The organism is Rhizobium sp. 007, assembly GCF_015353075.1.
Classification (GTDB): domain Bacteria; phylum Pseudomonadota; class Alphaproteobacteria; order Rhizobiales; family Rhizobiaceae; genus Rhizobium.
Window position 1 is genome coordinate 1,727,846 of the sequence record NZ_CP064187.1, and the last position, 23,277, is coordinate 1,751,122.

At 60.4% G+C, this 23,277-nt stretch carries 26 protein-coding genes; 19 read left to right on the forward strand and 7 right to left on the reverse strand.

Annotation, left to right across the window (positions count from 1 at the left end):
- Nucleotides 1-121 precede the first annotated feature (121 nt).
- The 4 genes from ISN39_RS08765 to purB all read left to right on the forward strand — a co-directional run bounded on the left by ISN39_RS08765 (nt 122) and on the right by purB (nt 3,868).
- Nucleotides 122-1,204, forward strand: a complete 1,083-nt coding sequence (locus ISN39_RS08765; protein WP_074070279.1) for an ABC transporter substrate-binding protein — start codon at nt 122-124, stop codon at nt 1,202-1,204.
- A gap of 115 nt (nt 1,205-1,319) precedes the next feature.
- Nucleotides 1,320-1,997, forward strand: a complete 678-nt coding sequence (gene rpe / locus ISN39_RS08770) for a ribulose-phosphate 3-epimerase (protein ID WP_074068315.1) — start codon at nt 1,320-1,322, stop codon at nt 1,995-1,997.
- 19 nt (nt 1,998-2,016) lie between these two features.
- Nucleotides 2,017-2,502: a hypothetical protein gene (locus ISN39_RS08775; RefSeq protein ID WP_194729787.1), complete on the forward strand. Its 486-nt coding sequence runs from the start codon at nt 2,017-2,019 to the stop codon at nt 2,500-2,502.
- Between the two features lie 64 nt (nt 2,503-2,566).
- A complete protein-coding gene (gene purB / locus ISN39_RS08780) occupies nt 2,567-3,868 on the forward strand; it encodes an adenylosuccinate lyase (protein WP_074068320.1) in 1,302 nt (433 codons plus the stop codon).
- Between the two features lie 45 nt (nt 3,869-3,913).
- On the opposite strand, the gene ISN39_RS08785 is transcribed toward purB, so the two are convergent.
- Both ISN39_RS08785 and ISN39_RS08790 read right to left on the reverse strand, forming a co-directional pair.
- Nucleotides 3,914-4,378 (reverse strand): low affinity iron permease family protein, encoded by a 465-nt coding sequence (locus ISN39_RS08785; RefSeq protein WP_194729788.1) that lies wholly within the window; start codon nt 4,376-4,378, stop codon nt 3,914-3,916.
- Between the two features lie 85 nt (nt 4,379-4,463).
- On the reverse strand, nt 4,464-5,261 hold the full coding sequence (locus ISN39_RS08790; RefSeq protein WP_194729789.1) for a DUF2189 domain-containing protein: 798 nt from the start codon (nt 5,259-5,261) through the stop codon (nt 4,464-4,466).
- Nucleotides 5,262-5,427: 166 nt separating this feature from the next.
- Here ISN39_RS08790 and ISN39_RS08795 point away from each other — a divergent pair, with 166 nt between their 5' ends.
- The 6 genes from ISN39_RS08795 (at nt 5,428) to ISN39_RS08820 (ending at nt 11,019) form a co-directional block, all read left to right on the forward strand.
- A complete protein-coding gene (locus ISN39_RS08795) occupies nt 5,428-5,982 on the forward strand; it encodes an alpha/beta hydrolase (protein WP_194730134.1) in 555 nt (184 codons plus the stop codon).
- A 129-nt stretch (nt 5,983-6,111) separates the two neighbouring features.
- Entirely contained in the window at nt 6,112-8,361 is a 2,250-nt protein-coding gene (locus tag ISN39_RS08800) for an EAL domain-containing protein (RefSeq protein ID WP_246763357.1), read from the forward strand.
- A gap of 229 nt (nt 8,362-8,590) precedes the next feature.
- Nucleotides 8,591-9,355, forward strand: a complete 765-nt coding sequence (purC, locus tag ISN39_RS08805; protein WP_022715264.1) for a phosphoribosylaminoimidazolesuccinocarboxamide synthase — start codon at nt 8,591-8,593, stop codon at nt 9,353-9,355.
- A 30-nt stretch (nt 9,356-9,385) separates the two neighbouring features.
- Complete coding sequence (gene purS, locus ISN39_RS08810) at nt 9,386-9,628, forward strand: phosphoribosylformylglycinamidine synthase subunit PurS (protein ID WP_039845014.1); 243 nt, start codon at nt 9,386-9,388, stop codon at nt 9,626-9,628.
- Nucleotides 9,629-9,901: 273 nt separating this feature from the next.
- Entirely contained in the window at nt 9,902-10,573 is a 672-nt protein-coding gene (gene purQ, locus ISN39_RS08815) for a phosphoribosylformylglycinamidine synthase subunit PurQ (protein ID WP_194729791.1), read from the forward strand.
- Nucleotides 10,574-10,620: 47 nt separating this feature from the next.
- On the forward strand, nt 10,621-11,019 hold the full coding sequence (locus ISN39_RS08820) for a hypothetical protein (protein WP_074068330.1): 399 nt from the start codon (nt 10,621-10,623) through the stop codon (nt 11,017-11,019).
- Here ISN39_RS08820 and ISN39_RS08825 read toward each other — a convergent pair whose 3' ends face one another.
- Nucleotides 11,020-11,271 carry a DUF1127 domain-containing protein gene (locus tag ISN39_RS08825; protein WP_246763311.1) on the reverse strand — a complete coding sequence of 84 codons (252 nt, stop codon included), beginning with the start codon at nt 11,269-11,271 and terminating at the stop codon, nt 11,020-11,022.
- 74 nt (nt 11,272-11,345) lie between these two features.
- Between ISN39_RS08825 and ISN39_RS08830 the strand changes: the two genes are divergently transcribed.
- From ISN39_RS08830 to ISN39_RS08845, 4 genes are all read left to right on the forward strand, one after another.
- On the forward strand, nt 11,346-12,764 hold the full coding sequence (locus tag ISN39_RS08830) for a PLP-dependent aminotransferase family protein (RefSeq protein WP_194729792.1): 1,419 nt from the start codon (nt 11,346-11,348) through the stop codon (nt 12,762-12,764).
- Nucleotides 12,765-12,988: 224 nt separating this feature from the next.
- Nucleotides 12,989-13,570 (forward strand): acyloxyacyl hydrolase, encoded by a 582-nt coding sequence (locus ISN39_RS08835; protein WP_194729793.1) that lies wholly within the window; start codon nt 12,989-12,991, stop codon nt 13,568-13,570.
- Nucleotides 13,571-13,698: 128 nt separating this feature from the next.
- Complete coding sequence (gene purL, locus ISN39_RS08840) at nt 13,699-15,933, forward strand: phosphoribosylformylglycinamidine synthase subunit PurL (RefSeq protein ID WP_194729794.1); 2,235 nt, start codon at nt 13,699-13,701, stop codon at nt 15,931-15,933.
- A gap of 19 nt (nt 15,934-15,952) precedes the next feature.
- Nucleotides 15,953-16,186, forward strand: coding sequence for a BolA family transcriptional regulator (locus ISN39_RS08845; protein WP_039845020.1), 234 nt, complete (start codon nt 15,953-15,955; stop codon nt 16,184-16,186).
- Nucleotides 16,187-16,211: 25 nt separating this feature from the next.
- On the opposite strand, the gene ISN39_RS08850 is transcribed toward ISN39_RS08845, so the two are convergent.
- Nucleotides 16,212-17,363, reverse strand: coding sequence for a hypothetical protein (locus ISN39_RS08850; protein ID WP_194729795.1), 1,152 nt, complete (start codon nt 17,361-17,363; stop codon nt 16,212-16,214).
- Between the two features lie 156 nt (nt 17,364-17,519).
- Here ISN39_RS08850 and ISN39_RS08855 point away from each other — a divergent pair, with 156 nt between their 5' ends.
- The 4 genes from ISN39_RS08855 to ISN39_RS08870 all read left to right on the forward strand — a co-directional run bounded on the left by ISN39_RS08855 (nt 17,520) and on the right by ISN39_RS08870 (nt 20,893).
- Nucleotides 17,520-17,747: a hypothetical protein gene (locus tag ISN39_RS08855; RefSeq protein ID WP_074068338.1), complete on the forward strand. Its 228-nt coding sequence runs from the start codon at nt 17,520-17,522 to the stop codon at nt 17,745-17,747.
- A gap of 146 nt (nt 17,748-17,893) precedes the next feature.
- On the forward strand, nt 17,894-18,226 hold the full coding sequence (grxD, locus tag ISN39_RS08860; protein WP_022715234.1) for a Grx4 family monothiol glutaredoxin: 333 nt from the start codon (nt 17,894-17,896) through the stop codon (nt 18,224-18,226).
- Nucleotides 18,227-18,366: 140 nt separating this feature from the next.
- Nucleotides 18,367-19,572 carry a multidrug effflux MFS transporter gene (locus ISN39_RS08865; RefSeq protein WP_074068340.1) on the forward strand — a complete coding sequence of 402 codons (1,206 nt, stop codon included), beginning with the start codon at nt 18,367-18,369 and terminating at the stop codon, nt 19,570-19,572.
- A gap of 40 nt (nt 19,573-19,612) precedes the next feature.
- The gene (locus ISN39_RS08870; protein ID WP_194729796.1) at nt 19,613-20,893 is read left to right on the forward strand and encodes a multidrug effflux MFS transporter; all 1,281 of its coding nucleotides are present in this window, start codon (nt 19,613-19,615) and stop codon (nt 20,891-20,893) included.
- 75 nt (nt 20,894-20,968) lie between these two features.
- Here the strand turns inward: ISN39_RS08870 and ISN39_RS08875 are convergent, their stop codons facing one another.
- On the reverse strand, nt 20,969-21,727 hold the full coding sequence (locus tag ISN39_RS08875) for an aminoglycoside phosphotransferase family protein (RefSeq protein ID WP_194729797.1): 759 nt from the start codon (nt 21,725-21,727) through the stop codon (nt 20,969-20,971).
- Nucleotides 21,724-21,984 carry a DUF982 domain-containing protein gene (locus ISN39_RS08880; RefSeq protein WP_074068346.1) on the reverse strand — a complete coding sequence of 87 codons (261 nt, stop codon included), beginning with the start codon at nt 21,982-21,984 and terminating at the stop codon, nt 21,724-21,726. The genes ISN39_RS08875 and ISN39_RS08880 overlap by 4 nt, the downstream gene beginning before the upstream one ends.
- Nucleotides 21,985-22,190: 206 nt before the next feature.
- Here ISN39_RS08880 and ISN39_RS37615 point away from each other — a divergent pair, with 206 nt between their 5' ends.
- Nucleotides 22,191-22,319 carry a hypothetical protein gene (locus tag ISN39_RS37615; protein WP_257788081.1) on the forward strand — a complete coding sequence of 43 codons (129 nt, stop codon included), beginning with the start codon at nt 22,191-22,193 and terminating at the stop codon, nt 22,317-22,319.
- Between the two features lie 123 nt (nt 22,320-22,442).
- Here ISN39_RS37615 and ISN39_RS08885 read toward each other — a convergent pair whose 3' ends face one another.
- Nucleotides 22,443-23,267: an inositol monophosphatase family protein gene (locus ISN39_RS08885; RefSeq protein WP_194729798.1), complete on the reverse strand. Its 825-nt coding sequence runs from the start codon at nt 23,265-23,267 to the stop codon at nt 22,443-22,445.
- Between the last annotated feature and the right edge of the window lie 10 nt (nt 23,268-23,277).

A 23,277-nucleotide genomic window follows, 5' to 3' on the forward strand; every position in this document is an offset into this window, starting at 1 on the left:
CATCGGTTACCTTTTCTACAATGAAGCCGACGAAATGCGGCGCATTCCGCCTGTTTTTCTTTGACGATTGCCGAAGGGCAGCTAAAAGGGCATGAAGGGCGACAGGGAACCGGCGATTTTCATGAGTATTCTGCGTGGCATAGCGGCTTTTTCGATGCTGTTTCTTGCAGCAGCCGAAAGCCATGCTGCGGGCGTTACGATCGGCGTCGTCGCCCCCCAGGGCGGCAACCTGCAGCAACTTGGCGCGCAGGTCTTCGCCGGAGCGAACTATCAGATCACCAAGGATGGCAATACCGTCGTCACAATCAACGAGCCCTGCGAGGAAAACAGTGGTGCCGCGATTGCCGATGCGCTGGTGAACGCCAAGGTGCAAGTCGCAATCGGCTTTCTCTGCAGCGAAACGCTGGAAAGTGCATTGCCGAAGCTCAAGGATGCGAACATTCCGGCGATCACCGTCTCGGTACGCGCACGCATCCTGATGGAAGACGCATTGAAGAACGGCTGGCCGTTGTTTCGTCTGGCGCCGGCCGATGGCGCCGAAGCCGCACGCATCATCGACGCGATCCTCAACGACTGGGAGGCAGCGCCGATCGCCCTCATCGAGGACGGCACCATCCATGGCCGCGAACTGACCGAGGCCATCCGGAATGCGCTTGAGGAAAAAGGGCTGAAGCCCGTCTTTACGGACACCTATCGCCCGGGTCAGGACCAGCAGATCGCCCTCGTCCGCCGCCTGAAGAAGGCCGGCGCCACCAAGGTTTTCATCGGCGGCGACCGCGGCGACGTCGCAGTCATCGCCCGAGATGCCGCAGCTGAGAAGATTCCGCTCGCTATTTTGGGCGGAGATGCAATGCGCGCGGCAAACCAGCCGCTGCCGCTTCCGGACGGCGTGCGTGCGGTCACCATGCCGGAATTCGACACTCTGCAGCCCGCACAAGCCGCAGCGGCGGCATTGCGCGCGCAAGGCATCGAGCCTGAAGGCTATGTCCTGCCGGCAGCCGCAGCAGCGGCCGTCGCGCAGCAGGCGGCAACGGCCGCCACGGCAGAAGGAAAGACGGTGGCGGAAAAACTCGTCGGCACGAGGTTCTCTACGCCGATCGGCGATCTAACGTTCACGGCTGGCCACGAGCTTTCGGAGAACCCTTACAGGCTGCTGGAATGGCGCCGCGGCATTTTCGCCGCGCCCGCCGCGCCCGGCGATTAGCCCGAGACGAGAATGCCGTTTACGCAGAGTTCACGAGTGCAGCGTTGATGCTGTTGCCCGTTCGATTGAGCCCTGCTAAACCGCCGCAAGTTCCCCACGGAGAGAGAAGAGTGCCATGACCCTGCCGATCCGGATTGCCCCCTCCATTCTGGCTGCGGATTTTGCCAAGCTCGGACAGGAAGTGCGCGATGTGACGGCGGCAGGCGCAGACTGGATCCACCTCGACGTCATGGACGGCCATTTCGTGCCGAACATCTCCTTCGGCGCCGACGTCATCAAGTCGTTGCGCTCCTATACGGACGCGACTTTCGATTGCCACCTGATGATCTCGCCGGCCGATCCTTATCTGGAGGCTTTCGCCAAGGCTGGCTGCGACCGCATCACGGTTCATGCTGAGGCAGGACCGCATCTTCACCGCTCGCTGCAGACGATCCGCAATCTCGGTAAGAAGGTCGGAGTGACGGTCAATCCGGCAACACCGCTGTCGGCGATCGAGAACGTTCTCGACGACGTCGACCTCATCCTCATCATGTCGGTGAACCCCGGCTTCGGCGGCCAGAAATTCATTCCCGCGATGGCCGGAAAGATTGCAGCCGCGAAATCCCTGATCGGTGACAGGCCGATCGAGCTTGAGGTCGACGGCGGCGTCACGGTCGAGACCGCACCGATCGTCGGCAAGGCGGGCTGCAATGTGCTCGTCGCCGGTTCGGCGATCTTCAAGGGCGCCTCCGTCGAAGCCTACCGCACCGCCATCAGCGACCTGCGAAGCGCTGCAAAGGCCGGGCGCTCATGACATTGGCATATCGTTGACGATGGACCGGATACGCGCTGCCAGACCACCCATTTTCGAGCTGTTTGGCGGCGCCGCGCTTTGGGGCTTCATGATGATGGCCTCGGCGATGTCGGCGCTTTACATGCGCAATCGCCTCGAGACGGAACACGCGGCCGAACTGGCGCTTCTCTATTTCGCCGGCGGCCTTTTCTCCTGGCCCTTCATGCTGCCGATCGGCCGCTTCTTCGCCTACCGGCGCCGGATCGAAACGCGCTTTGCCGCCTTCTTCGTCTGCCTGACGGCGGGCACGATGCTGATGACGGCATTTCTCTTTTCCATGGACTACCGCATTTTCTATTCGCGCTGGCATGCGCCGTTCGGCAGCCTGGTATGGACCTACCAGTTCATCTTCACCGGCGCGAACGCCGTCTATCAGTTCCTGGTCCTCGGTCTGCGGCTCTTCCTGCCGTTCGGCCTCGTCTTCCTGCTTGTAACCAGCTACGCGCTTGCAAAACGCATGCGTTGAGATTACCGCGCGTCTTTGCTACAGGGGCGCCAGAAAGTCTTCCTCGCAACGAAAGCAGTGTGCCATGATCCCGCGTTACTCCCGCCCAGAGATGGTCGCCATCTGGTCGCCCGAAACCAAGTTCCGCATCTGGTTCGAGATCGAGGCACATGCCTGCGACGCGCTGGCCGAACTCGGCGTCATTCCAAAGGAAGCAGCAAAGACGATCTGGGAAAAAGGAGGCGCGGCAGAGTTCGACGTCGCCAGGATCGACGAGATCGAAGCCGTCACAAAGCATGACGTCATCGCCTTCCTGACGCATCTTGCCGAATTCGTCGGACCGGACAGCCGTTTCGTGCACCAGGGCATGACCTCGTCCGACGTGCTCGACACAACGTTCAACATCCAGCTGGTGCGCGCCGCCGACATTCTGCTCGCCGATATGGACCGCGTACTCGCAGCGCTCAAGACGCGCGCCTTCGAGCACAAGGACACGGTCCGCATCGGCCGCAGCCACGGCATCCACGCCGAGCCGACCACCATGGGGCTCACCCTCGCCCGCTTCTATGCCGAGATGGGCCGCAACCACGCCCGCCTCGTCGCCGCACGCGCCGAGATTGCCACCGGTGCGATCTCCGGCGCTGTCGGCACCTTCGCCAATATCGACCCGCGCGTCGAAGAGCATGTCTGCGCCAAGCTCGGCCTCACGCCTGAGCCGGTCTCCACCCAGGTCATTCCGCGCGACCGCCATGCGATGTTCTTCGCCACACTCGGTGTCATCGCTTCGTCGATTGAGAACATCGCGATCGAGGTCCGCCACATGCAGCGCACCGAGGTACTGGAGGCCGAGGAATTCTTTTCGCCGGGCCAGAAGGGCTCGTCTGCTATGCCGCACAAGCGTAACCCGGTGTTGACCGAAAACCTCACCGGCCTTTCCCGCTTGGTGCGCATGTCGGTCGTTCCGGCACTGGAAAACGTGGCGCTGTGGCACGAGCGCGATATCAGCCACTCGAGTGTCGAGCGCGCCATCGGCCCGGATACGACGATTACGCTGGATTTTGCCCTGAACCGCCTGGCCGGCGTCATCGAAAAGCTCGTGATCTATCCCGAGAACATGGAGAAGAACCTCAACAAGTTCCGCGGCCTTGTCCATTCGCAGCGTGTTCTCCTGGCCCTCACCCAGGCAGGCGTTTCCCGCGAGGACGCCTATCGCCTCGTGCAGCGCAACGCCATGAAGGTCTGGGAACAGGGCAAGGACTTCCTCGAAGAACTGCTCGCCGACCAGGAAGTCCGTGCGGCACTTTCGGAAGATGATATCCGAGAGAAGTTCGACCTCGGTTACCACACCAAACACGTCGACACGATCTTCAAGCGCGTTTTCGGCTAACCCCCGGCTGCATTCGAAAACGGCGCCGGAGCAACGGCGCCGATGTCATTTCTGCTTGCGCGTTTTCGATGGTGCAGCGTGTTTGCTTCCCTGCGATCTTTTGCGGCGTCCTTCCACCGCCGGCGATACATTGCTCGCCTCCGTCCGGCCTTTCCCTCTGGCGGCTTTCGCCACCAGCCGGTCTAGATGTTTCAAATCCTCCTCGTCGAGGTTTTCGATACCGATGAAGCGGTTCTCGGCATGGCTGGTCAGGATGAGTTCATCGAGCTTGGCCTGGATGGCTCGCGTGTCGCGCATCTGCGCGTTCTGCAGCACGAAAACCATGAGGAAGGTCACGATCGTCGTGCCTGTATTGATGATCAGCTGCCATGTTTCCGAATAGTCGAAGAACGGCCCCAACACCGCCCAGACAATGACGACCGCGACCGCGAGAACGAAGACGGCCGGCTTGCCCGCCCATTCCGACACGTTGGTGGCAAAGCGGGTAAAGACGTGCCGCGGTGCTGGCATGGAAGCCTCCTTCAAAGACATCGTCAGATTAACTTTGAAGGAGGTTGCAGGTTCCGCTCGCTTAACGCACAGACTGCATCGTGCCTTATGCAGGCGTGACCAGTTTTCTGTAGAGATGCCATGTTGCGTGGCCGAGGATAGGCATCACCAGCGCCAGCCCGACAAAAAGCGGGATCGTGCCGATGACCAGCCCCGCAGCAATGATCAGGCCCCACAGCATGACCGGTACCGGGTTGACGACAGTTGCGCGGATCGAAGCCGCCATAGCAGCCACCAGCCCTACATCGCGATCGAGAAGCAAGGGAAACGTGACGACGGTCGTCGCCAGAACCACGATGGCGAAGACCAGCCCCAGCAGATTGCCCCAGATGATCAGTTGCATGCCTTCGGGCGTGCCGAAAATCTGCGAGGTGAACACTTCGATCGACCGCGGGAAAACATCGCCGAACAGGTTCGTGTAGAGCGTCTGCGCTGCGACGAGCCAGACGATGAAGAAGCCGAACAGCAGCAGCCCGCCGACGATAATCGACGGCAAGGCCGGCGATTGCCTGACTTCGAGCGCATGCCTCCACGACGTATCGAGACCCGCCTCGCGGCGGCGGCTGATTTCATAGAGCCCGATGGCGGCAATCGGCCCGATCAGTGCAAACCCGGACATCAGCGGAAAGATCATCGGCAGAAGGTTTGCGTCCGATGACGCAAGGGCAAGAAAAATGCCGGCAATCGGATACATGAGGCATAAGAACACGTAATGGGAAGGCTTTTCGCGAAAATCGTCCAGCCCGCGACGTAACGCGTCGAAGACGTCTGCGGTGCTGATCTTGTTAATAGCAAGACGTGCGTAGCGCTCGCCTGATCCTGTCATAACATGAAATGCCGACATGGCTTTCTCCTCCGTAAGCCGATCGGCCGGCGGCGGAAATGCATCGGCATTGACGCAGCCGACACGAGAAACCGCAACCGGCAATGGCGCGATCATAACGAATTTCACTGCCGTTGTCGCGCTTTCCCTTGACAGAACGGCCAAGCTTTCTCACATCGGCGGGATCATGAAAGCTTCTGACGTCGACATTCTCATCATCCCTGGCTACACGAATTCCGGCCCCGACCACTGGCAGACGCGCTGGGAAGCAAAGCTCAGCACTGCGCGGCGCGTCGAACAGGCGGAATGGTCAAAACCGGTCCGCGAAGATTGGGTCGCCCGCATCGCCGAGGAGGTGAACGCCTCGTCCCGCCCCGTCGTCCTTGTCGCCCACTCGCTCGGAATACCATCGGCGATCCATGCGATCCCGCATTTCAGGAAGAAGGTGGCCGGCGCTTTCTTCGTGGCACCGCCCGATGTCGCCAATCCGAAGATCCGCCCGAAGCACCTCATGACCTTCGGTCCCTACCCGCGCGATCCGCTGCCGTTCCCTGCAATCACAGTGGCAAGCCGCAACGATCCATTCGGCAGCTACGAGCATGCCGATGACGTTGCCGCAAGCTGGGGCTCGCTTCTGATCGACGCTGGTGAATCCGGCCATATCAACGCGGAGTCAGGCCACGGCCCCTGGCCGGAGGGAACGATGGTCTTCGCGCAGTTCCTGAGCCGCCTGAAGCCTTAGGCTCTGGAAAACCGAAAGTTTTCCACGTCTTTCAGGCACTGCTTAACAGTTATTTTATTCAATGACTTCAGACTGCCTGCACGCGAATTGGGCGAGTGCGCAGTGAAGCAGCGAAAACAGGTCAGCGCGATCAATACTGACAACAAGCTTGCGGTGAAGCAGGCACCGGATACCTCCGATCTGGCGGAGCGCGAGAGCCGTTGGAACTATGCGCTCGTCGGCTCTGGCCTCGGCGTCTGGGACCACAACAACCTAATCGGCACCAAATACTACTCCGATACATGGAAAGAAATCCGCGGCATGGCTCCGCACGAGGAGGCCGACGGAGACTACGAGGAATGGCTCAAGCTTCTTCATCCCGATGACCGCGATTTCGTCATTGGGGCCATTGAGAAGCAGATCGCAGGGGACCCGGATTATCACGTCTTCGAATACCGGGAGCGCCACAAGGACGGCGGCTGGGTCTGGATCGAATGCCGCGGCGCCTGCGTTGAATGGGACGAAAACGGCGCCCCTGCCCGCATCGTCGGCACGGATACGGACATCACGGCCCGCAAACGATCCGAGGAGATGCTCGAGCACCTGTCGCGCAGGCTGGATCTCGCTCTCGAAATCTCGCGCATAGGCGTTTTCGAAGCCGATCTCAACGCCGGAACAGTCGAGTGGGACGACCGCTTGCTGGCGATGTACGGGCTTGAAGGCACGCCGCGCGTAAAGTTGAGCGAGGCATGGGAGCAGGCGCTGCACCCGGACGACCGCGAGCGCACGCTGAAGAACCTGGAGGCAAGTCTCGAAAAAGACCGCGGCCTGCTGCAGGAGTTTCGTATCATCCGCGGCGATGGCGCCGAACGCGTCATTCGCGCCCGCTCGGCTTTCTTCCTGGATGCCGACGGCAAGCGCAAGCTCATCGGCGCAAATTGGGACGTCACCGAAGAGGTCAGTCTTCGCAACGATCTGCAGAAGGCAAAGGATCTCGCGGAAGCCCGCAATCAGGAACTCGAAGCCGCCAGGGAAAGCATCGAGCATCTGGCGCTTCACGATTATCTCACGGAACTGCCCAACCGCCGCTATCTCGACCGCATGCTTGACGAGCGTTCCGCCGGATGCCGCGAGAATGGCTTGACGCTCGCGATCCTGCATATCGACCTCGATCGTTTCAAGCAGATCAACGACACGCTCGGCCACCGCGCCGGCGACGCCATGTTGAAACACGCGGCCAGGGTGCTGAAGGAGAGCGTGCGCGCGAGCGATTTCGTTGCGCGCATCGGCGGCGACGAGTTCGTCGTACTTTGCACGATCGACAGCTCTCCGAAGAAGCTTTCCAATATGGCAGCCCGCATCATCCGCGAACTCAGCAAGCCGATCCGCTACGAAGGTCATGATTGTCGCTTCGGCGCCAGCATCGGCATTGCCGCGGAAAGCGGCAAGGACCTCGATGCAAAGCAGTTGTTGCTCAACGCCGATATCGCGCTTTACCGCGCCAAGGGCGCAGGCCGCAACCGCCATGAATTCTTCTCGAAGGACGCCCGCCGCACCATCATCGCGGCGAAGCGCCTGTCGGACGAAATGCTGCTGGGACTGGAGCGCAACGAATTCATTCCCTTCTATCAATTACAGTTTCATGCCCAGACCCTGGAGGTTGCCGGCGTGGAGACGCTGGCACGCTGGCGGCATCCGGAGCACGGATTGCTGACACCAGGCCACTTCCTGACGATTGCCGAAGATCTTGACGTCGTCTCAGCGATCGACGGCCTGATCCTCGAAAAAGGGCTGGCTGATCGCGCCGCCTGGGCGAGAGACGGTTTCGTCACACCGAAGCTTTCGGTGAATGTCTCCTCCAGGCGCCTGGCCGATCCGGGCCTTGGCAAGAAGCTGCGGGTGCAGAAGATCGAGCCGGGGATCCTCTCCTTCGAGCTCTTGGAATCCATATCGCTTGACGATTGCGATGATGCAGTCCTGACCAATCTCAGGCAATTCCGCAAGCTCGGGATCGATATCGAGATCGACGACTTTGGTACCGGTCACGCCTCGATCGTCAGCCTGCTCAAACTCAGTCCTCGCACGCTGAAGATCGACCGGGAGCTGATCCGCATGCTGCCGCAGTCGGCCGAGCAGAGAAAGCTCGTCCGTTCCATCATCGATATTGGCCGTTCGCTGAACATCCTCGTCACGGCCGAGGGTGTCGAAAGCATGGATCATGTCCGCATCCTTGGCGATCTCGGCTGCGACATGCTGCAAGGCTATGCCCTGGCGCGGCCGATGCCGGCCATGCAGATTCCGGCTTTTGTACGCAATGCGGGCTGGCGGCGGCACGACGGCGGCGCCCACGCCCTTCAGGGCGTTCTTCGCCAGCAGATCAAAAGCAACCGCAGCAAATAAAGCCTGCATAAGCGGCCGTGCTGGCGGCTTTGATTCCACCGCATCACAAAAAACTGTAAGCTTATCTCCAGAAAGTCTTCGATTCTCTTGGGCCGCGTTCCTACATATCTGGAATCCGGGGAAGGAGTGACAGGCGCATTGTGAAACTCTCTCTTTTCCTTTATGGGGACGCCACGAGATCCATCCACTCGCGCTATCCCAAGAGCGCCAACGACAGAGAACAACTAAAATGAACCGTCGCCGCCGTATCTACGAGGGCAAGGCCAAGATTCTATATGAGGGACCGGAACCGGGGACTTTGATCCAGTTCTTCAAGGATGACGCCACGGCCTTCAATAAGAAAAAACACGAAGTCATCGATGGCAAGGGCGTTCTGAACAACCGCATTTCGGAATACATCTTCAGCCATCTGAACAAGATCGGCATCCCGACGCACTTCATCCGCCGGCTCAACATGCGCGAGCAGTTGATCCGGGAAGTGGAGATGATCCCCCTCGAGATCGTTGTGCGCAACGTCGCTGCCGGTTCGCTGGCCAAGCGCCTCGGCATCGAGGAAGGCGTGGTTCTGCCGCGCTCAATCATCGAATTCTACTACAAATCCGATGCTCTCGACGATCCGATGGTCTCGGAAGAACACATCACCGCCTTCGGCTGGGCAAACCCTGCCGAGCTCGACGACATCATGGCGCTCGCCATCCGCGTCAACGACTTCATGACCGGCCTCTTCCTTGGCGTCGGCATCCAGCTTGTCGATTTCAAGATCGAATGCGGCCGGCTGTTCGAAGGCGACATGATGCGCATCATCCTTGCCGACGAGATTTCGCCTGATTCTTGCCGCCTCTGGGACATCGAAACCCACGAGAAGATGGACAAGGACCGCTTCCGCCGCGATATGGGCGGGCTTCTCGAAGCCTATTCCGAAGTCGCGCGCCGCCTCGGCATCATCAACGAAAACGAGCCTGTGCGCGGCACCGGCCCGGTTTTGGTCAAGTAAGACGTTCTGGTCAAAGACAGGGAAGAAGAAGTGATCAAGGCTCGTGTAACCGTCACGCTGAAAAACGGCGTTCTCGATCCGCAGGGCAAGGCAATCGAAGGCGCGCTGAGCGGCCTCGGCTTCACAGGCATCGGCCATGTCCGCCAGGGCAAGGTCTTCGACCTCGAGCTCGAAAGCGCCGACAAGGCCAAGGCCGAAGCCGACCTCAAGGCCATGTGCGAAAAACTCCTCGCAAACACGGTGATCGAAAATTACACTATTTCTCTCGACTGACGGTTGCGGAGAATGTGATGGCTGACCTGACGTAGGAAATTGCTGTTTGAAATCTTGAGGAAAATTCAGTCCGATGTCTCTATATTGAAGGAAGGACAGAGGGGCATTCGTCGAGATATCAACAGCCTGCGCAACCATATTGCACGTCATGCAGGGCGACACCAACAATCTGCATGGCACGATGAGCCAGGTACTTGATCGCCTGGGCCGCATTGAAAATCGTCTCGAACTTCGAGAATTGGCAGAAGCACAAGCAAGGTTTGAACCGCACCCATGAAATCAGCCGTCGTTCAACTTCCGGGCCTCAACCGCGATCGCGACATGATCGCAGCGCTTACGAAAATTTCCGGCCACGCGCCGGTGACAATCTGGCAGACGGAAACTGACATTCCCGACGTCGATCTGATCGTCATTCCGGGCGGCTTTTCCTATGGCGATTATCTGCGCTGCGGCGCGATTGCGGCCCGCATGCCGGTGATGCAGGCTATCGTCGACAAGGCTCACAAAGGCGTCAGGGTTCTTGGCGTCTGCAACGGCTTTCAGATCCTCGTGGAAGCCGGCCTGCTGCCGGGTGCGCTGATGCGTAACGCCTCGCTGAGGTTCGTCTGCCGCGAGATCAAGCTTGAGGTCGCCAACGCCGATACGGATTTCACCCGCGCCTATGCCAAGGGTCAGGTCATACGTTGCCCGGTCGCCCACCACGACGGCAACTATTTCGCGGATGCCGAGACGTTGGCTGAGATAGAAGGCAACGGCCAGGTGGTTTTCCGTTATGCGGAAGGCACCAACCCCAACGGTTCGATCAACGACATTGCCGCGGTGATGAACGCCAAGGGCAACGTTCTCGGCATGATGCCGCATCCGGAAAACTTGATCGAAGCAGCCCATGGCGGCTCCGACGGCTGCGGGCTGTTTGCTTCGGCGCTCGACGTAATCGCTGCTTAACCTTCGGCGCGTAAGACGCACTCAAGAGGTCCACCGGAGCAAGATTGATGCGCCCTTCCACGAATATCGCAGCGGTTGCGGCGGCAAGCATGCTGTGCATTTTGATCGCGTCGTGCCAGTCCAGGGCACCCGCCTCCGGCCCGGATCGCAGCGCGCTTTCCACCATGGAGCGCGTTGCCGTCGGCGCCAATTCGTGCTGGTTCAAATCCGGCGATGCTGCATTTTCAGCCTACCGCCTGGCGCCGGAACTCAATTCCTTCTCCGGCCGCCCACGAATCCTGGTTGTCCACAAGAACAGCCCGGAAGGCAGGCCACTGCTCGTCGTTCAGGCCGAAGGCAACCCAGCCCGCCTCCAGGCCTTCGGACCGATGATGTCCGAGCCGGTTTCCACCCGCATTGCTAGCGACGTGACCCGCTGGTCCGGCGGCGGCAAAACCTGCCGCTGATCAATCCCAAAAACGCGACTTGCTGATTTCTTTCGCCGCATCTGCCGGCGAAAGCCCGATGTCGCGCAGCTGCCAATCCGCCATCTCGCGCAGGGCTCGCCGCCCTTCGCGCTTCATGCTACAGCAAGACAGTATGTCCTGAATCTTGGCAAGCAGCCCTTGGGTTGGCCTGGGTTGCAATTTGTACCGCTCGCCCATGGCAACAATTGATACAATATGCTGATCGATCTTCTGATTGATAGACATCGTCATGAAGGTCCGCTTCGTTACTGACGATTGTTCATACTCTTGACATGTGAAGGGTGACAATCTATCAAATTGTTACCATGACAAATTGGCTCCCTGATCTTTCGCGCGGCTCCGGCCCAGTATACATGCGTCTGGCGGACAGCATCGAGTCCGCCATCGCCAGCGGCGCCCTCCCCGCAGGCAGCAAACTGCCGCCGCAGCGGAACCTTGCCTACGATATCGGCGTGACGATCGGCACAATCGGCCGGGCCTATGCTTTGGTGCACGAACGTGGACTGGTGGCGGGCGAAGTCGGGCGTGGAACCTATGTGCTTGATCGCGCGGAGACGGCGCCGGGCGAACAGGCCGATCCGCTGACGATTTCGCTTGGCGGCACGCGGGTTCTCGACGCGCCGGCAAACAAGATCCGCTTCGACACCACCGCGGCTCCCGATCTCGGCCAGGGCCGCATTATCGGTCAGATCCTCGCCGAAATCGGGGAGCAGAACATTTCGGAGATATCCTCCTACTCCCGCAATTTTCCGCGGAACTGGTTCCTGGCAGGGCAGAGGTGGCTGGCGCGAAATGGCTGGACGCCGGAGACGGAGAATATCGTTCCGACGCTAGGCGCCCATGCGGCCGCGGTGTCGATCATCTCGGCCGTGTCCTCGCCCGGCGACAAGATCGTCTTTGAGAACCTGAGCTACACGCAGGTGAGCCGCAGCGCCCGCCTGCTGGGTCGACGGACGATCACCGTCGATTCCGACGAGAACGGCGTCCTTCCTGACGACTTCGAGCGGCTATGCCAGCAGCAGCATCCCAAGCTCGCCTTTTTGATGCCAACCGCGCACAACCCGACGCTCGCAACCATGCCCTATGAACGCCGCGCCGCGATTGCTGCGACGGCCCGCAGGCATGGCGTCTGGCTAATCGAGGACGACCTTTATGGCGGCATGACGGGTGACGAAATCCCTTTGCTGGCGTCGCTGGCGCCCGACCGTACCTTCCTCGTCAACGGGCTTTCCAAATCGGTCGCTGCCGGCGTCCGCGGTGGATGGGTCGCCTGCCCGCCGCATTTTGCCCAGCGAATCAAGGTCACGCACAAGATGATCACGGGTGGCTTGCCGTTCATTCTCGCGGAGACCTGCGCACGCCTCGTCGAAAGCGGCATCGCCCATGCCATGCGCAAGGCAAGTATCACCGAACTCGCCACACGAGAGCGGCTCGTCCGCGAATTGCTGGACGGGTTCGATTTCGAATCACACCCGCATGTTCCCTTCCTCTGGCTGAGGCTTCCCGATCCCTGGATGTCCGGCACCTTCAAGAACGCCGCGTTTCGCGATGGCGTGCTCGTCGATGACGAGGATGAATTCAAGGCCGCCCGCGCCGACAAGGTCTATCACCGCGTGCGCATCGGCTTCTCCTCGCCGAAGAGCAAGGACGCGCTTGAAAACGGCCTGATCATTTTGAGAAGCCTGCTGGAAGGCGGCGGCTCGGCCTATGTCGGCGAAATTTAACATCTTCCCCGCCCGAAAGGATGGGGATTTTCAGGGGCGGCTCGGGCCGCCCTTTCGCGTTCTCGGGCGACGGGTTTAACCGCCTTCGATGGCCGTGTTCGGGCCGCTAGGATGTTGACCGCCGCGTTGACAGCATGAACATAAGACAGCCGTGCTGGCTTGGCAGCGACTCATGCTACCAATCCTCCTGTTCTGCCCTTGGCGCGGAACAAGGAGGACACCGGATGACGATCCCTAATCGCGGGTTGGTGCTGCGTTCCTTGAGTAGTCTGCTGGCGTCATTGATCGCCGACGTCTCGGACGTCTCGGCATCCGCTCATGCGGAGGAACGAATTTTCGATGAACTGCGTTTTGGCGCGTCAACCTCGACCCAGGGCGGCGACGAGCGTGAGGACGGCGTCTTCCCCGAAGTTACGGCATTCTTCGATCCCTTCGGCGCCGATTCCGCTACCGATTGGAAGCAAAAGCTGGTGCGCCCCCGCATTCACCTCGGCACGTCGATCGGAACCGGGGGTGAAGCGACCCAGGTCTTCGCCGGCCTTTCCTGGACCGCCGATATCAATGACAAACTTTTTGCCGAAGCCGGTTTTGGGGGCCTTATCCACACTGGCGATCTCGATGACGACGGCGATGGGCCGGCACTCGGCTGCCGACTGCTGTTTCATGAATATATTGGTCTGGGCTACCGTTTCGACACCCACTGGAACGTCACGGCGCAAGTTGCCCATTCCTCGCACGCAGATCTTTGTGACGGTCCGAACGACGGCATGACGCGCGCAGGCGTCCAGATCGGGTATAAATTCTAGGCGAACGCCTGGCCTCAAAGGCACTTCGTCCGCTCTTTGTTGACGGTGGGCATTTTCCTGTCGCGTGTCGCCCTTACATAGGTTAAAGACACCGCAAAACGCGCAACGGCAGGGACTTTCGAGAGCTCATGACCATATCCAATACCCGCCCGATCACCCCCGAACTCATCGCCAGCCACGGCCTGAAGCCGGATGAATATCAGCGGATACTGGACCTGATCGGCCGCGAGCCGACCTTCACCGAACTCGGCATCTTTTCGGCCATGTGGAACGAGCACTGCTCGTACAAATCTTCCAAGAAGTGGCTGCGCACGCTGCCGACCAAGGGGCCGCGTGTCATCCAGGGCCCAGGCGAGAACGCCGGCGTTGTCGATATCGACGACGGGGATTGTGTGGTCTTCAAGATGGAGAGCCACAACCACCCCTCCTATATCGAGCCGTACCAGGGTGCTGCGACTGGCGTCGGCGGCATCCTGCGCGACGTCTTCACCATGGGCGCCCGCCCGATCGCAGCGATGAACGCTCTTCGTTTCGGCGAGCCGGATCATCCGAAGACCCGCCATCTCGTCTCTGGCGTCGTCGCCGGCGTCGGCGGATATGGCAACTCCTTCGGCGTTCCGACGGTCGGCGGCGAGGTCGAGTTCGACGCCCGCTACAACGGCAACATCCTCGTCAACGCCTTTGCGGCGGGGCTCGCGAAGTCGAATGCCATTTTCCTGTCGGAAGCCAAGGGCGTCGGCCTGCCGGTCGTCTATCTGGGCGCCAAGACCGGCCGCGACGGCGTCGGCGGCGCGACGATGGCCTCCGCCGAATTCGACGAGTCGATCGAGGAAAAGCGCCCGACCGTCCAGGTCGGCGACCCCTTCACCGAGAAGTGCCTGCTGGAAGCCTGCCTTGAACTGATGCAGACCGGCGCCGTCATCGCCATCCAGGACATGGGTGCGGCCGGCCTCACCTGCTCGGCCGTCGAAATGGGCGCCAAGGGCGATCTCGGCATCCTGCTCGAACTCGACAAGGTTCCGGTCCGCGAAGAGCAGATGACCGCCTACGAGATGATGCTCTCGGAGAGCCAGGAGCGTATGCTCATGGTCCTCGAGCCGGACAAGGAGGCGGTCGCCAAGGCGATCTTCGTCAAGTGGGGCCTCGATTTCGCGATCGTCGGCAAGACCACCGACGACCTGCGCTTCCGCGTCGTGCATCAGGGCGAAGAAGTCGCCAATCTACCGATCAAGGACCTCGGCGACCAGGCGCCGGAATACGACCGCCCCTGGCGGGAATCCGGTAAGCGCGCTCCCCTCCCCGCTGAGCTCGTATCAGCACCGGACGATTATGGTAAGGCGCTGCTGCAGCTCGTCGGCTCGCCCAACCAGTCCAGCCGCCGCTGGGTCTACGAACAATACGATACGCTGATCCAGGGCAATTCGCTGCAGCTTCCGGGCGGCGACGCCGGCGTTGTCCGCGTCGAAGGCCATCCGACCAAGGCGCTCGCCTTCTCGTCCGATGTCACGCCGCGTTATGTCGAGGCCGATCCGTTCGAAGGCGGCAAGCAGGCCGTCGCCGAATGCTGGCGCAATATCACCGCGACGGGAGCCGAGCCGCTGGCTGCGACCGACAACCTCAATTTCGGCAATCCGGAGAAGCCGGAAATTATGGGCCAGTTCGTCGAAGCCGTAAAAGGCATCGGCGAAGCATGCCGTGCGCTGGATTTCCCGATCGTTTCCGGCAACGTCTCGCTCTACAACGAGACGAATGGCATCGCGATCCTGCCCACCCCGACGATCGCAGGCGTCGGCCTGCTGCCAGACTGGCAGGCGATGGCGCGCATCGGCGGCGCATCCGAAGGCGATCAGCTGATCCTGATCGGCACCGACGGCAGCCATCTGGGCTCCTCGATCTACCTGCGCGATATCGTCGGCAGCATCGATGGTCCGGCGCCGGAAGTGGATCTCTTCGCCGAGCGCCGCAACGGCGATTTCGTTCGTTCCGCAATCCGCAACGGCCAGGTCACTGCCTGCCACGATATCTCTTCCGGCGGCCTCGCTCTGGCGCTCGCGGAAATGGCGATGGCATCGGGGACGGGCCTGATGGTGACGCTTGCCGAAGGCAAGGGCGCGCCGCATGCCCTCCTATTCGGGGAAGACCAGGCACGCTACGTCATCGCGGTCAAACCCGACGTCGCCGATTTCGTCTGCGCCAATGCGGAAGGCGCCGGCGTGCCCTTCCGCCGTCTCGGCACGCTTGCCGGCAGCGACCTCGTTGTCGATGATCTTTTGTCGCTCCCCATTCAGCAATTGCGCAACGCCCATGAATCGTGGTTCCCTGAATTCATGGATAGCGCAGAGGCATTTGTCGCTGCGGAATGATGTGCAAGGAGTTACGATCATGGCCATGAAACCCGGCGATATCGAAGACATGATCAGGGCCGGGATACCCGGTGCCAAGGTGACGATCCGCGACCTTGCGGGCGACGGTGATCATTACGCCGCCGAAGTCGTGGCCGAAGCCTTCCGGGGCAAGAGCCGCGTCCAGCAGCACCAGATGGTGTATGAGGCCCTCAAAGGAAACATGGGCGGCATCCTGCACGCACTGGCGCTGCAGACATCGGCCCCGGAATGATGCTTCGATAATTGGGAATGCCCGGTCACAAGCCGGGCATTTTTTGCAGTCCGCCATCGGCGACAAGCGCGGCAGGCACCGGTCCCGCCGTCAGCAGCGTGAAATCGAAGGTTGCGCGCAGGTCCGGCCCCAGCACGTATTGCCGGTGCACCCGCAGGAAATCCAGCTTGATCTTCTTGTAGTGTTCCGGCGCCAGCATCTGCTTGACGCGGATGAACTGCATTCTTGCCTGCGGCGCGTCCGGATGGCCCGCTGCGGCGACAACCGGCACCTTGTAGAAATGGATGGCGTCCGTCAGGCAGTGCACGTCGAGCCAGAAGACGGATCGGCAGCACGCGATCCGCCCGACACGGGCGCGCAGCGCTTTTGCGGGTGACAGCAGCGCGCATTGCAGCACCGCCGAACCAAGCGAAGCAAAGACGACCTGCTTGCCGTCGAAGAGTTCCGGCTCCTTCTCAAGGAGCAGACCGACGACATGCGCGGCAACGCTCGAGCCCATGCTGTGCGACGAGATCACATATTCGTCAGCATCCTCCAGCAGCGCCTCGCGCGCCGCAGTCGCACAGCGTACGAGCCATGCGTCGACCTCGGGGCGATCCATGCGCCCGAGTGCAACCGCCATTTCCCAATCCGCGAAGAGATGCAGGGCGTAGAAGCGTTCGGCGAAAGGTAGGAAGACATAGACGAAGAAGGCAGCCGCCGCCGGCAGGCTCCAGACGATATGCCAAACCCGGAGACCGAAGCCCATCGGCGCCGAAGCGATCGTGGCCATCAGCATGAGGCCGAGCAGCATCAGCACGAACGGAAAGATGAAGAAAAGGCCGAAGCGCCAGGCATGGCGGAAATAGCCGGCCAATCCCCCGTCCACGATGATGCGGCCGCAGGCGGCAAAGCCGTCGACTATGCGCTTTACCGCCGGCTTGGCGCTAAGATGCTGTACCAGCACGTCATGATCGAAAACATGAACCCTGCTTGCGGTCTGCCAGAAATCGGACGCGGCGAGTACGTCGAATTTCGCAAACTCGTGGCAATCGCCTATTTCGCCTAACTGCGCCTGGAAGCCCCAAACCTTTCCGCTTTGTCTGGCCGTTCGCTCGTAGCGCGCCCGGTGAGCCTTCCCGTCCAGCGGTTCGAAACCCGGGAAGTGAAGTACCACCCTCTTCTTGATCAATTCCATAAATATCTTTCCGGCGAGCTCGGCCCGCCAATTCGCAAAACGCGCATGCATGTGAAATGTGGCGGAAAAAGCTCTCGTGCTGTTGAAGAGCGCTTGCTAACCGAAAGCATCGGGAATTCAATAGCCACGAAGCGTTTGGGTGCTGGAGGGATTTGAATGGCTGATATCGTGAAGGAACTCGTGAGCGGCGTTGTCGAGACCGTGCTCAAAGAAATCCTCAAGAAAACTGCGCTCCGAACCACCACCAAGCGAAAGAAGCGCCAGACACGCTCTTCCACGACCGGGCGCTTCACCCGCACTGGCTCAACAGCGAATAAACCCGCCCGCAAGCAGGTCAGCAAACGCCGCACTGCCACTGCCCGCAGCAGGCAGCGCAGCCGCTAGGCGTTCCGCCATCGTGCCATCATCCACCGTAAGCATGCTTATCTTTTTTTGATTTTGGCGGCTGGAATTTGAGCCGTCACATGCTATCTAAGGCTCACGATTGAAACGGCAGGCCTTTAACCTGCCTGTTGAAAGGATTAGGTCCCATGAGCGGTATCAACGAATTCATCGACAACGAAATCAAGACGAACGACGTCGTCCTTTTCATGAAGGGCACGCCGCAGTTTCCGCAGTGCGGTTTCTCCGGCCAGGTCGTCCAGATCCTCGATTACCTCGGTGTCGACTACAAGGGCATTGACGTGCTCGCCGATTCGGAAATCCGCCAGGGCATCAAGGACTATTCGAATTGGCCGACAATCCCGCAGCTTTACGTGAAGGGCGAGTTTATCGGCGGCTGTGACATCGTGCGGGAAATGTTCCAGGCCGGCGAGTTACAGCAGCACTTCCAGGAAAACGGCGTGACGGTTCGCGCCGCCTGACAGGTCACCGGGCGTCCGTCCGGTTTCCAAATCTGTTCTAATTCGAGTTCAAGGCGCTGTGCTCAACAGCGCCTTGACCTGTTTATGGGATTTTCATTGTGACAGATTCATCTCAAGCCGTGTCCGCGGGCCAGACGCCCATGGGCAAGCGTGAATTCATCGCGCTCGCCGCCTTTTTGATGGCAACCAATTCGCTGGCAATCGATATCATGCTGCCGGCTCTGCAGCAGATCGGCGCCAATCTGGGCGTCGAAAGCGAAAACCACCGGCAATTCGTCGTCTCGTCCTATCTTCTCGGCTTCGGCGGCGCTCAGCTCTTCTATGGCCCTATTTCCGACCGCTTCGGCCGGCGCCTGCCGCTTCTCGTCGGTCTGGGGATTTATATCGCTTCCGCGATTGGGATTGCTTTCATACCTTCGTTTGCCGGCTTACTCGTCCTGCGTTTCATCCAGGGCATCGGCTCTGCCGCAACGCGCGTCATCACCATTTCGATCGTCCGCGACATCTACGGCGGCCGGCAGATGGCCGAAGTCATGTCGCTGATCATGATGGTGTTCATGATCGTGCCCGTCGTCGCGCCCGGGAGCGGCCAGATCATCATGCTCTTTGCGAGCTGGCACATGATCTTCGTCTTCATCGCCGCAATGGGGGCGGCAATCGCCGCATGGACCTTCTATCGCCTGCCGGAGACGCTCGATCCGCGCAACATGCGCCCCTTCACCGCGCGCTCGATCCTCAGCGGCTTCCAGCTCGTTCTGACGAACCGCATTGCACTTTGCTATACGCTTGCGACCACCTTCATCTTCGGCTCGCTGTTCGGATTCATCAACTCCGCGCAGCAGATCTATGTCGGCATCTACGATCTCGGCGTCTATTTCCCCTTCGCCTTCGCCGCTGTCGCGGTCTTCATGTCCATTGCGTCGTTTCTCAATTCGCGCTTCGTCGGCAAGTTCGGCATGCGGCGGCTGTCGCATGGATCGCTGCTCGGTTTCGTCGCCGTCAACACGCTCTGGATGATCGTGCAGGTCGTTGGCCCGCAGCCAATGCCTTTCTTCCTATTCATCGGCTTCTTCGGCATTGCGATGTTCCAGTTCGGCTGGATCGGCTCGAACTTCAACTCGCTCGCCATGGAGCCGCTCGGCCACGTGGCGGGCACCGCCTCCTCCGTCCTCGGCTTCATGAGCACGATCGGCGGCGCAATCATCGGCGCGGCAATCGGCCAAGCCTTCGACGGGACGGCGCTGCCGATGGTCTCCGGTTATTTCGCCGTGTCGATCATCGCACTCGTCTTCGTCCTGATCGCCGAGAAGGGCCGTCTGTTTCAGCCTCACAATCCGCGTCTCTGAGCAGGCCATCTAACCATTTTACATTGACTGGATTTGAAGAATGATCCCGCAGCATAAACCGCACACTGAAAATCAGGGCTCCAGCCGCATCGGCATGGGCTTTACGGAATTCGTCATAACCATCGCGATCATGACCGCCAGCATCGCCATGGCAATCGACAGTATGCTGCCGGCGCTTCCCGCCATCGGCCGCTCGCTGAGCGTGACGAGCACCAACGATGCGCAACTCATCATCGGTGTCTTCTTCTTCGGCTTTGGTGTCTCGCAGATCATCTTCGGCAGCCTGTCCGACACCTTCGGCCGCCGCCGCATCCTGCTCGGCGGCCTCGCCGTCTACGTGCTGGCGATGTTCGGCGCGGCACTGACCGGCAGCTTCGAGATGCTGCTCGTCATGCGCTTCGTCCAGGGGATTGGCGGTGCCGCGGTGCGCATCACCACGATGGCGGTTGTCCGCGACTGCTTCGGCGGCCGCGAAATGGCCCGCGTCATGTCCTACGTGATGATCGTCTTCATGATCGTGCCGATCGTCGCGCCTTCCGTCGGCCAGCTGATCATCAGCTACGCCGACTGGCATTGGATCTTCATCCTGCTCGGCATCGTCGGCGCGGTCCTCTTCCTCTGGGCACTGCTACGCCTGAAGGAGTCGCTGCCGGTCGATGAGCGCATCCCGCTCTCCGTCGGCTCGATCGTCGACGGCTTCAGGACCGTTCTCACCAACCGCATCACCTGCGGCTACATGATCGGGCTCACGATGTTCACGGGCGTAATCAGCGCCTATGTGATCTCCGTCCAGCAGGTTTTCGGTGAAGTCTACGGGCTCGGCGATTGGCTGCCGATCGCCTTTGCGGCAACGGCAGGCGGCATTGCCGTTGCCAACTTCGCCAACGGCTTCTTCGTGCGCACCTTCGGCATGCGCCGCATCTCGCACACCGCAATGATCCTCTTTACGGTGATTTCGGCATTCGGCTACGTCATGGCGCTCGATGCCAACGTCAATTTCGCGTTGGACTACGCTCTTTTCTCCATTCTGCTGATGATGTTTGCCGTCATCGCCACGAACTTCACGGCAATCAGTCTGGAACCGATGGGCAATCTTGCAGGCACGGCGACCGCCATCACCGGTTTCGTCTCGACCTCCGTCGGCGCGCTGCTCGGAGGAGGCGTCGGCCAGCTCTTCAACGGTACCGTCCAGCCGCTCTTTGCAGGCTTTGCGGTCTTCGGCGCAATCAGCATCGTCGCCACGCTCTTTGCCGAAAAGGGCAAACTCTTCACCCACCCGGGCGACAGCCCGCAACTCGACCCGGGTGCTGCGCATTTGTGATGGTGTGCCATGTCAGCCTGCGCCTTGCGCCCGAAGGCGGAACTTCGATTTGGAGAATTTGCGATTGGCGCGCGATCAGATATCTGACCAACCCGTGTCAGCCATACGTATCAGTTCGTCTTCTTCCTTCGAAACTCCCTCTGCCAGCCGGGCCGCGGCAACAAAGGGCAACCAGGCGAAAATATCGCCTAGGGCAAGGCCGCTGGCTCTTGCATAGGTTTCGGCATAGGAAGTGGCTATTTCGGGAGCTGCATGACGTATTAGGACATAGGTGCGACAGACATCGGCGGCCGGGCTGCCGGCGCATGCGTCCAACCAATCCACGACCATCGCTTGACCAGGTGAGCCGAGGATGTTTGAGGGATGAAAATCTCCGTGACAGAGAGCGTTCCCGTTCGGCAGCGTATCGAGCCCCCTCAGAAGCCTTTCACGATGTGCTGTATTTAAGGATGGCGCATGCCGAATATTTGAGGCCAGTCTCGCCTTAAGCTCCGGAAGTGCGCGTGCGGATTGGCCGTGGATTTCCCTGTGCAGCCGCACCATTTCATCCAGGTATTTTGGAATCAACGCGGGCTGAGAGATCATCGCGTTGGCAAATGGCTGCCCGCGGGCCCGGGTCATCACCAGTCCCCAGCGGTCGCCATACTGTCTGACGTCTGAAACCTTTGGCGCCGGCAGGCCAAGTGGCTCGATGTGTGCGAGAATCGCGGCTTCTCTGAACGCAGCACTTTTGGACGCGGTGACCCTGTAAAGCTTAAGGACCAGCGCCCCATGCTCGTAGACCTCCGCCTCCTTGCCGGTACCGAGCAGATCGCCAATATCAATGGAGCTCATCGAGCCGGATCAGACAAATATTCCAGGTGCGCCTCGCTGGCCGCGACCAGGAACTTCTTCCGCACCTCAGCGGCCGGCGTCGCATCGTTGAAGGCATCCAGACATGTGATCTCGGCGCGGTAGAGCGCCGGGCCATCGTGGATCGGCCATTCGGTGACCATCAGCTTGTAGGCATCGTGAACCGTCCTGACGACGCGATAGCGTCCGCCGAGTTTGATCCTGACGGGCGGGAATTTCCGGATATCCTTTTTCTCCATGACGCAATACCTCACGCAAAACATTCGACTCAACGAATCACCGGGCGACTCGTTCCAGCACAATCGCTCGGGTACCGAGCAGTCTGACGGCACGCCGCACGCGACGATGCGGAGACTTTCCATGACGTTTTGTTCATCTGGCGTTCATATTTCTTGTGGCCATCGCCCTTTCGGGCTAATCTGCCCTGGCAACGATGGAGCAAGAGATGATCAAGACCACCGTCGCGGCTTCTGTATTTGCCGCTTATGCCTTTGCGATGTTCGCAATCGCATCCCTCCCGCAAAACTCGCCTGGCATCCCGGTCGATCAGGTGACGACAAGTTCGACGAACTAAGCCCAACCCGACACGAAAAACCCCGCTTAGAAGCGGGGCGGTATCGTGATCAAAACAGCTTGGGAGGAAATATGCATTTCTGCCTATATGTCGGGCATGGATCGAGGCTTACGCCCTCAATCCTCAGACCGTGAAAACCTCCCGCCGCAGCAACTCCCACGACGCCTTGTCCGGAGCGATCAGCAATCCGCCGCCGACGTGGTGCGGAAGGTAGGCCGTTCCATCGAAACGCGCCGCATGGGCGCCCGCCTCCTGGCAGATCAGCGTTCCCGCCAGATGATCCCAGGGCATCAGCTTATTGTACATCAGGTAATGCACGTGTCCTGACGCGAATGTCCGGTATTCATGCGCGGCGCAGCGGTAATTCACGAGAAAGCGTACCTTTGCGAGATTTGCGAGAATTTCCGGACGCTTCTCCTTCGGGAGGTAGCCGGTCGAAGCCATACCGACCATCTGTTCCAATGCCACCGGCGCTGCCACCGAAAGCCGCTGCGCCTCGCCCTCCGGCCGTCGCAGCCAGGCGCCGCCCCCCTTTTCCGCCATCACCCAGTCGTCGCCCATCGGGTCGTAGATGATGCCGGCAACGGTTTCGCCCTTCGACACGACTGAAGCCATGACGCCGAAGGCGGGAATGCCGGAAGCAAAATTGAAGGTGCCGTCGACTGGATCGACGACGATCGCAAGATCCGCTCCCTGCAGCTTGCCGAGCAGCGCAGGGTCGGCAGCAACCGACTCCTCGCCGATGAAGACTGCGTCCGGCCAGCGTTTTGCCGCCTCCGCCTTCATCATCCGCTCAGCCTGCTCGTCGGCTTCCGTCACCAGGTCAGTCGCCTCGGTCTTGACCCGTACGTCGCCGCTGCCAAGCCGCCGGAAGCGCGGCAATATCTCGGCCTTCGCCGCCCGCCTGAGGAGATCGGAGAGCGTCGTCACATCAACTGTCGAAGTCATGGCATGTCCT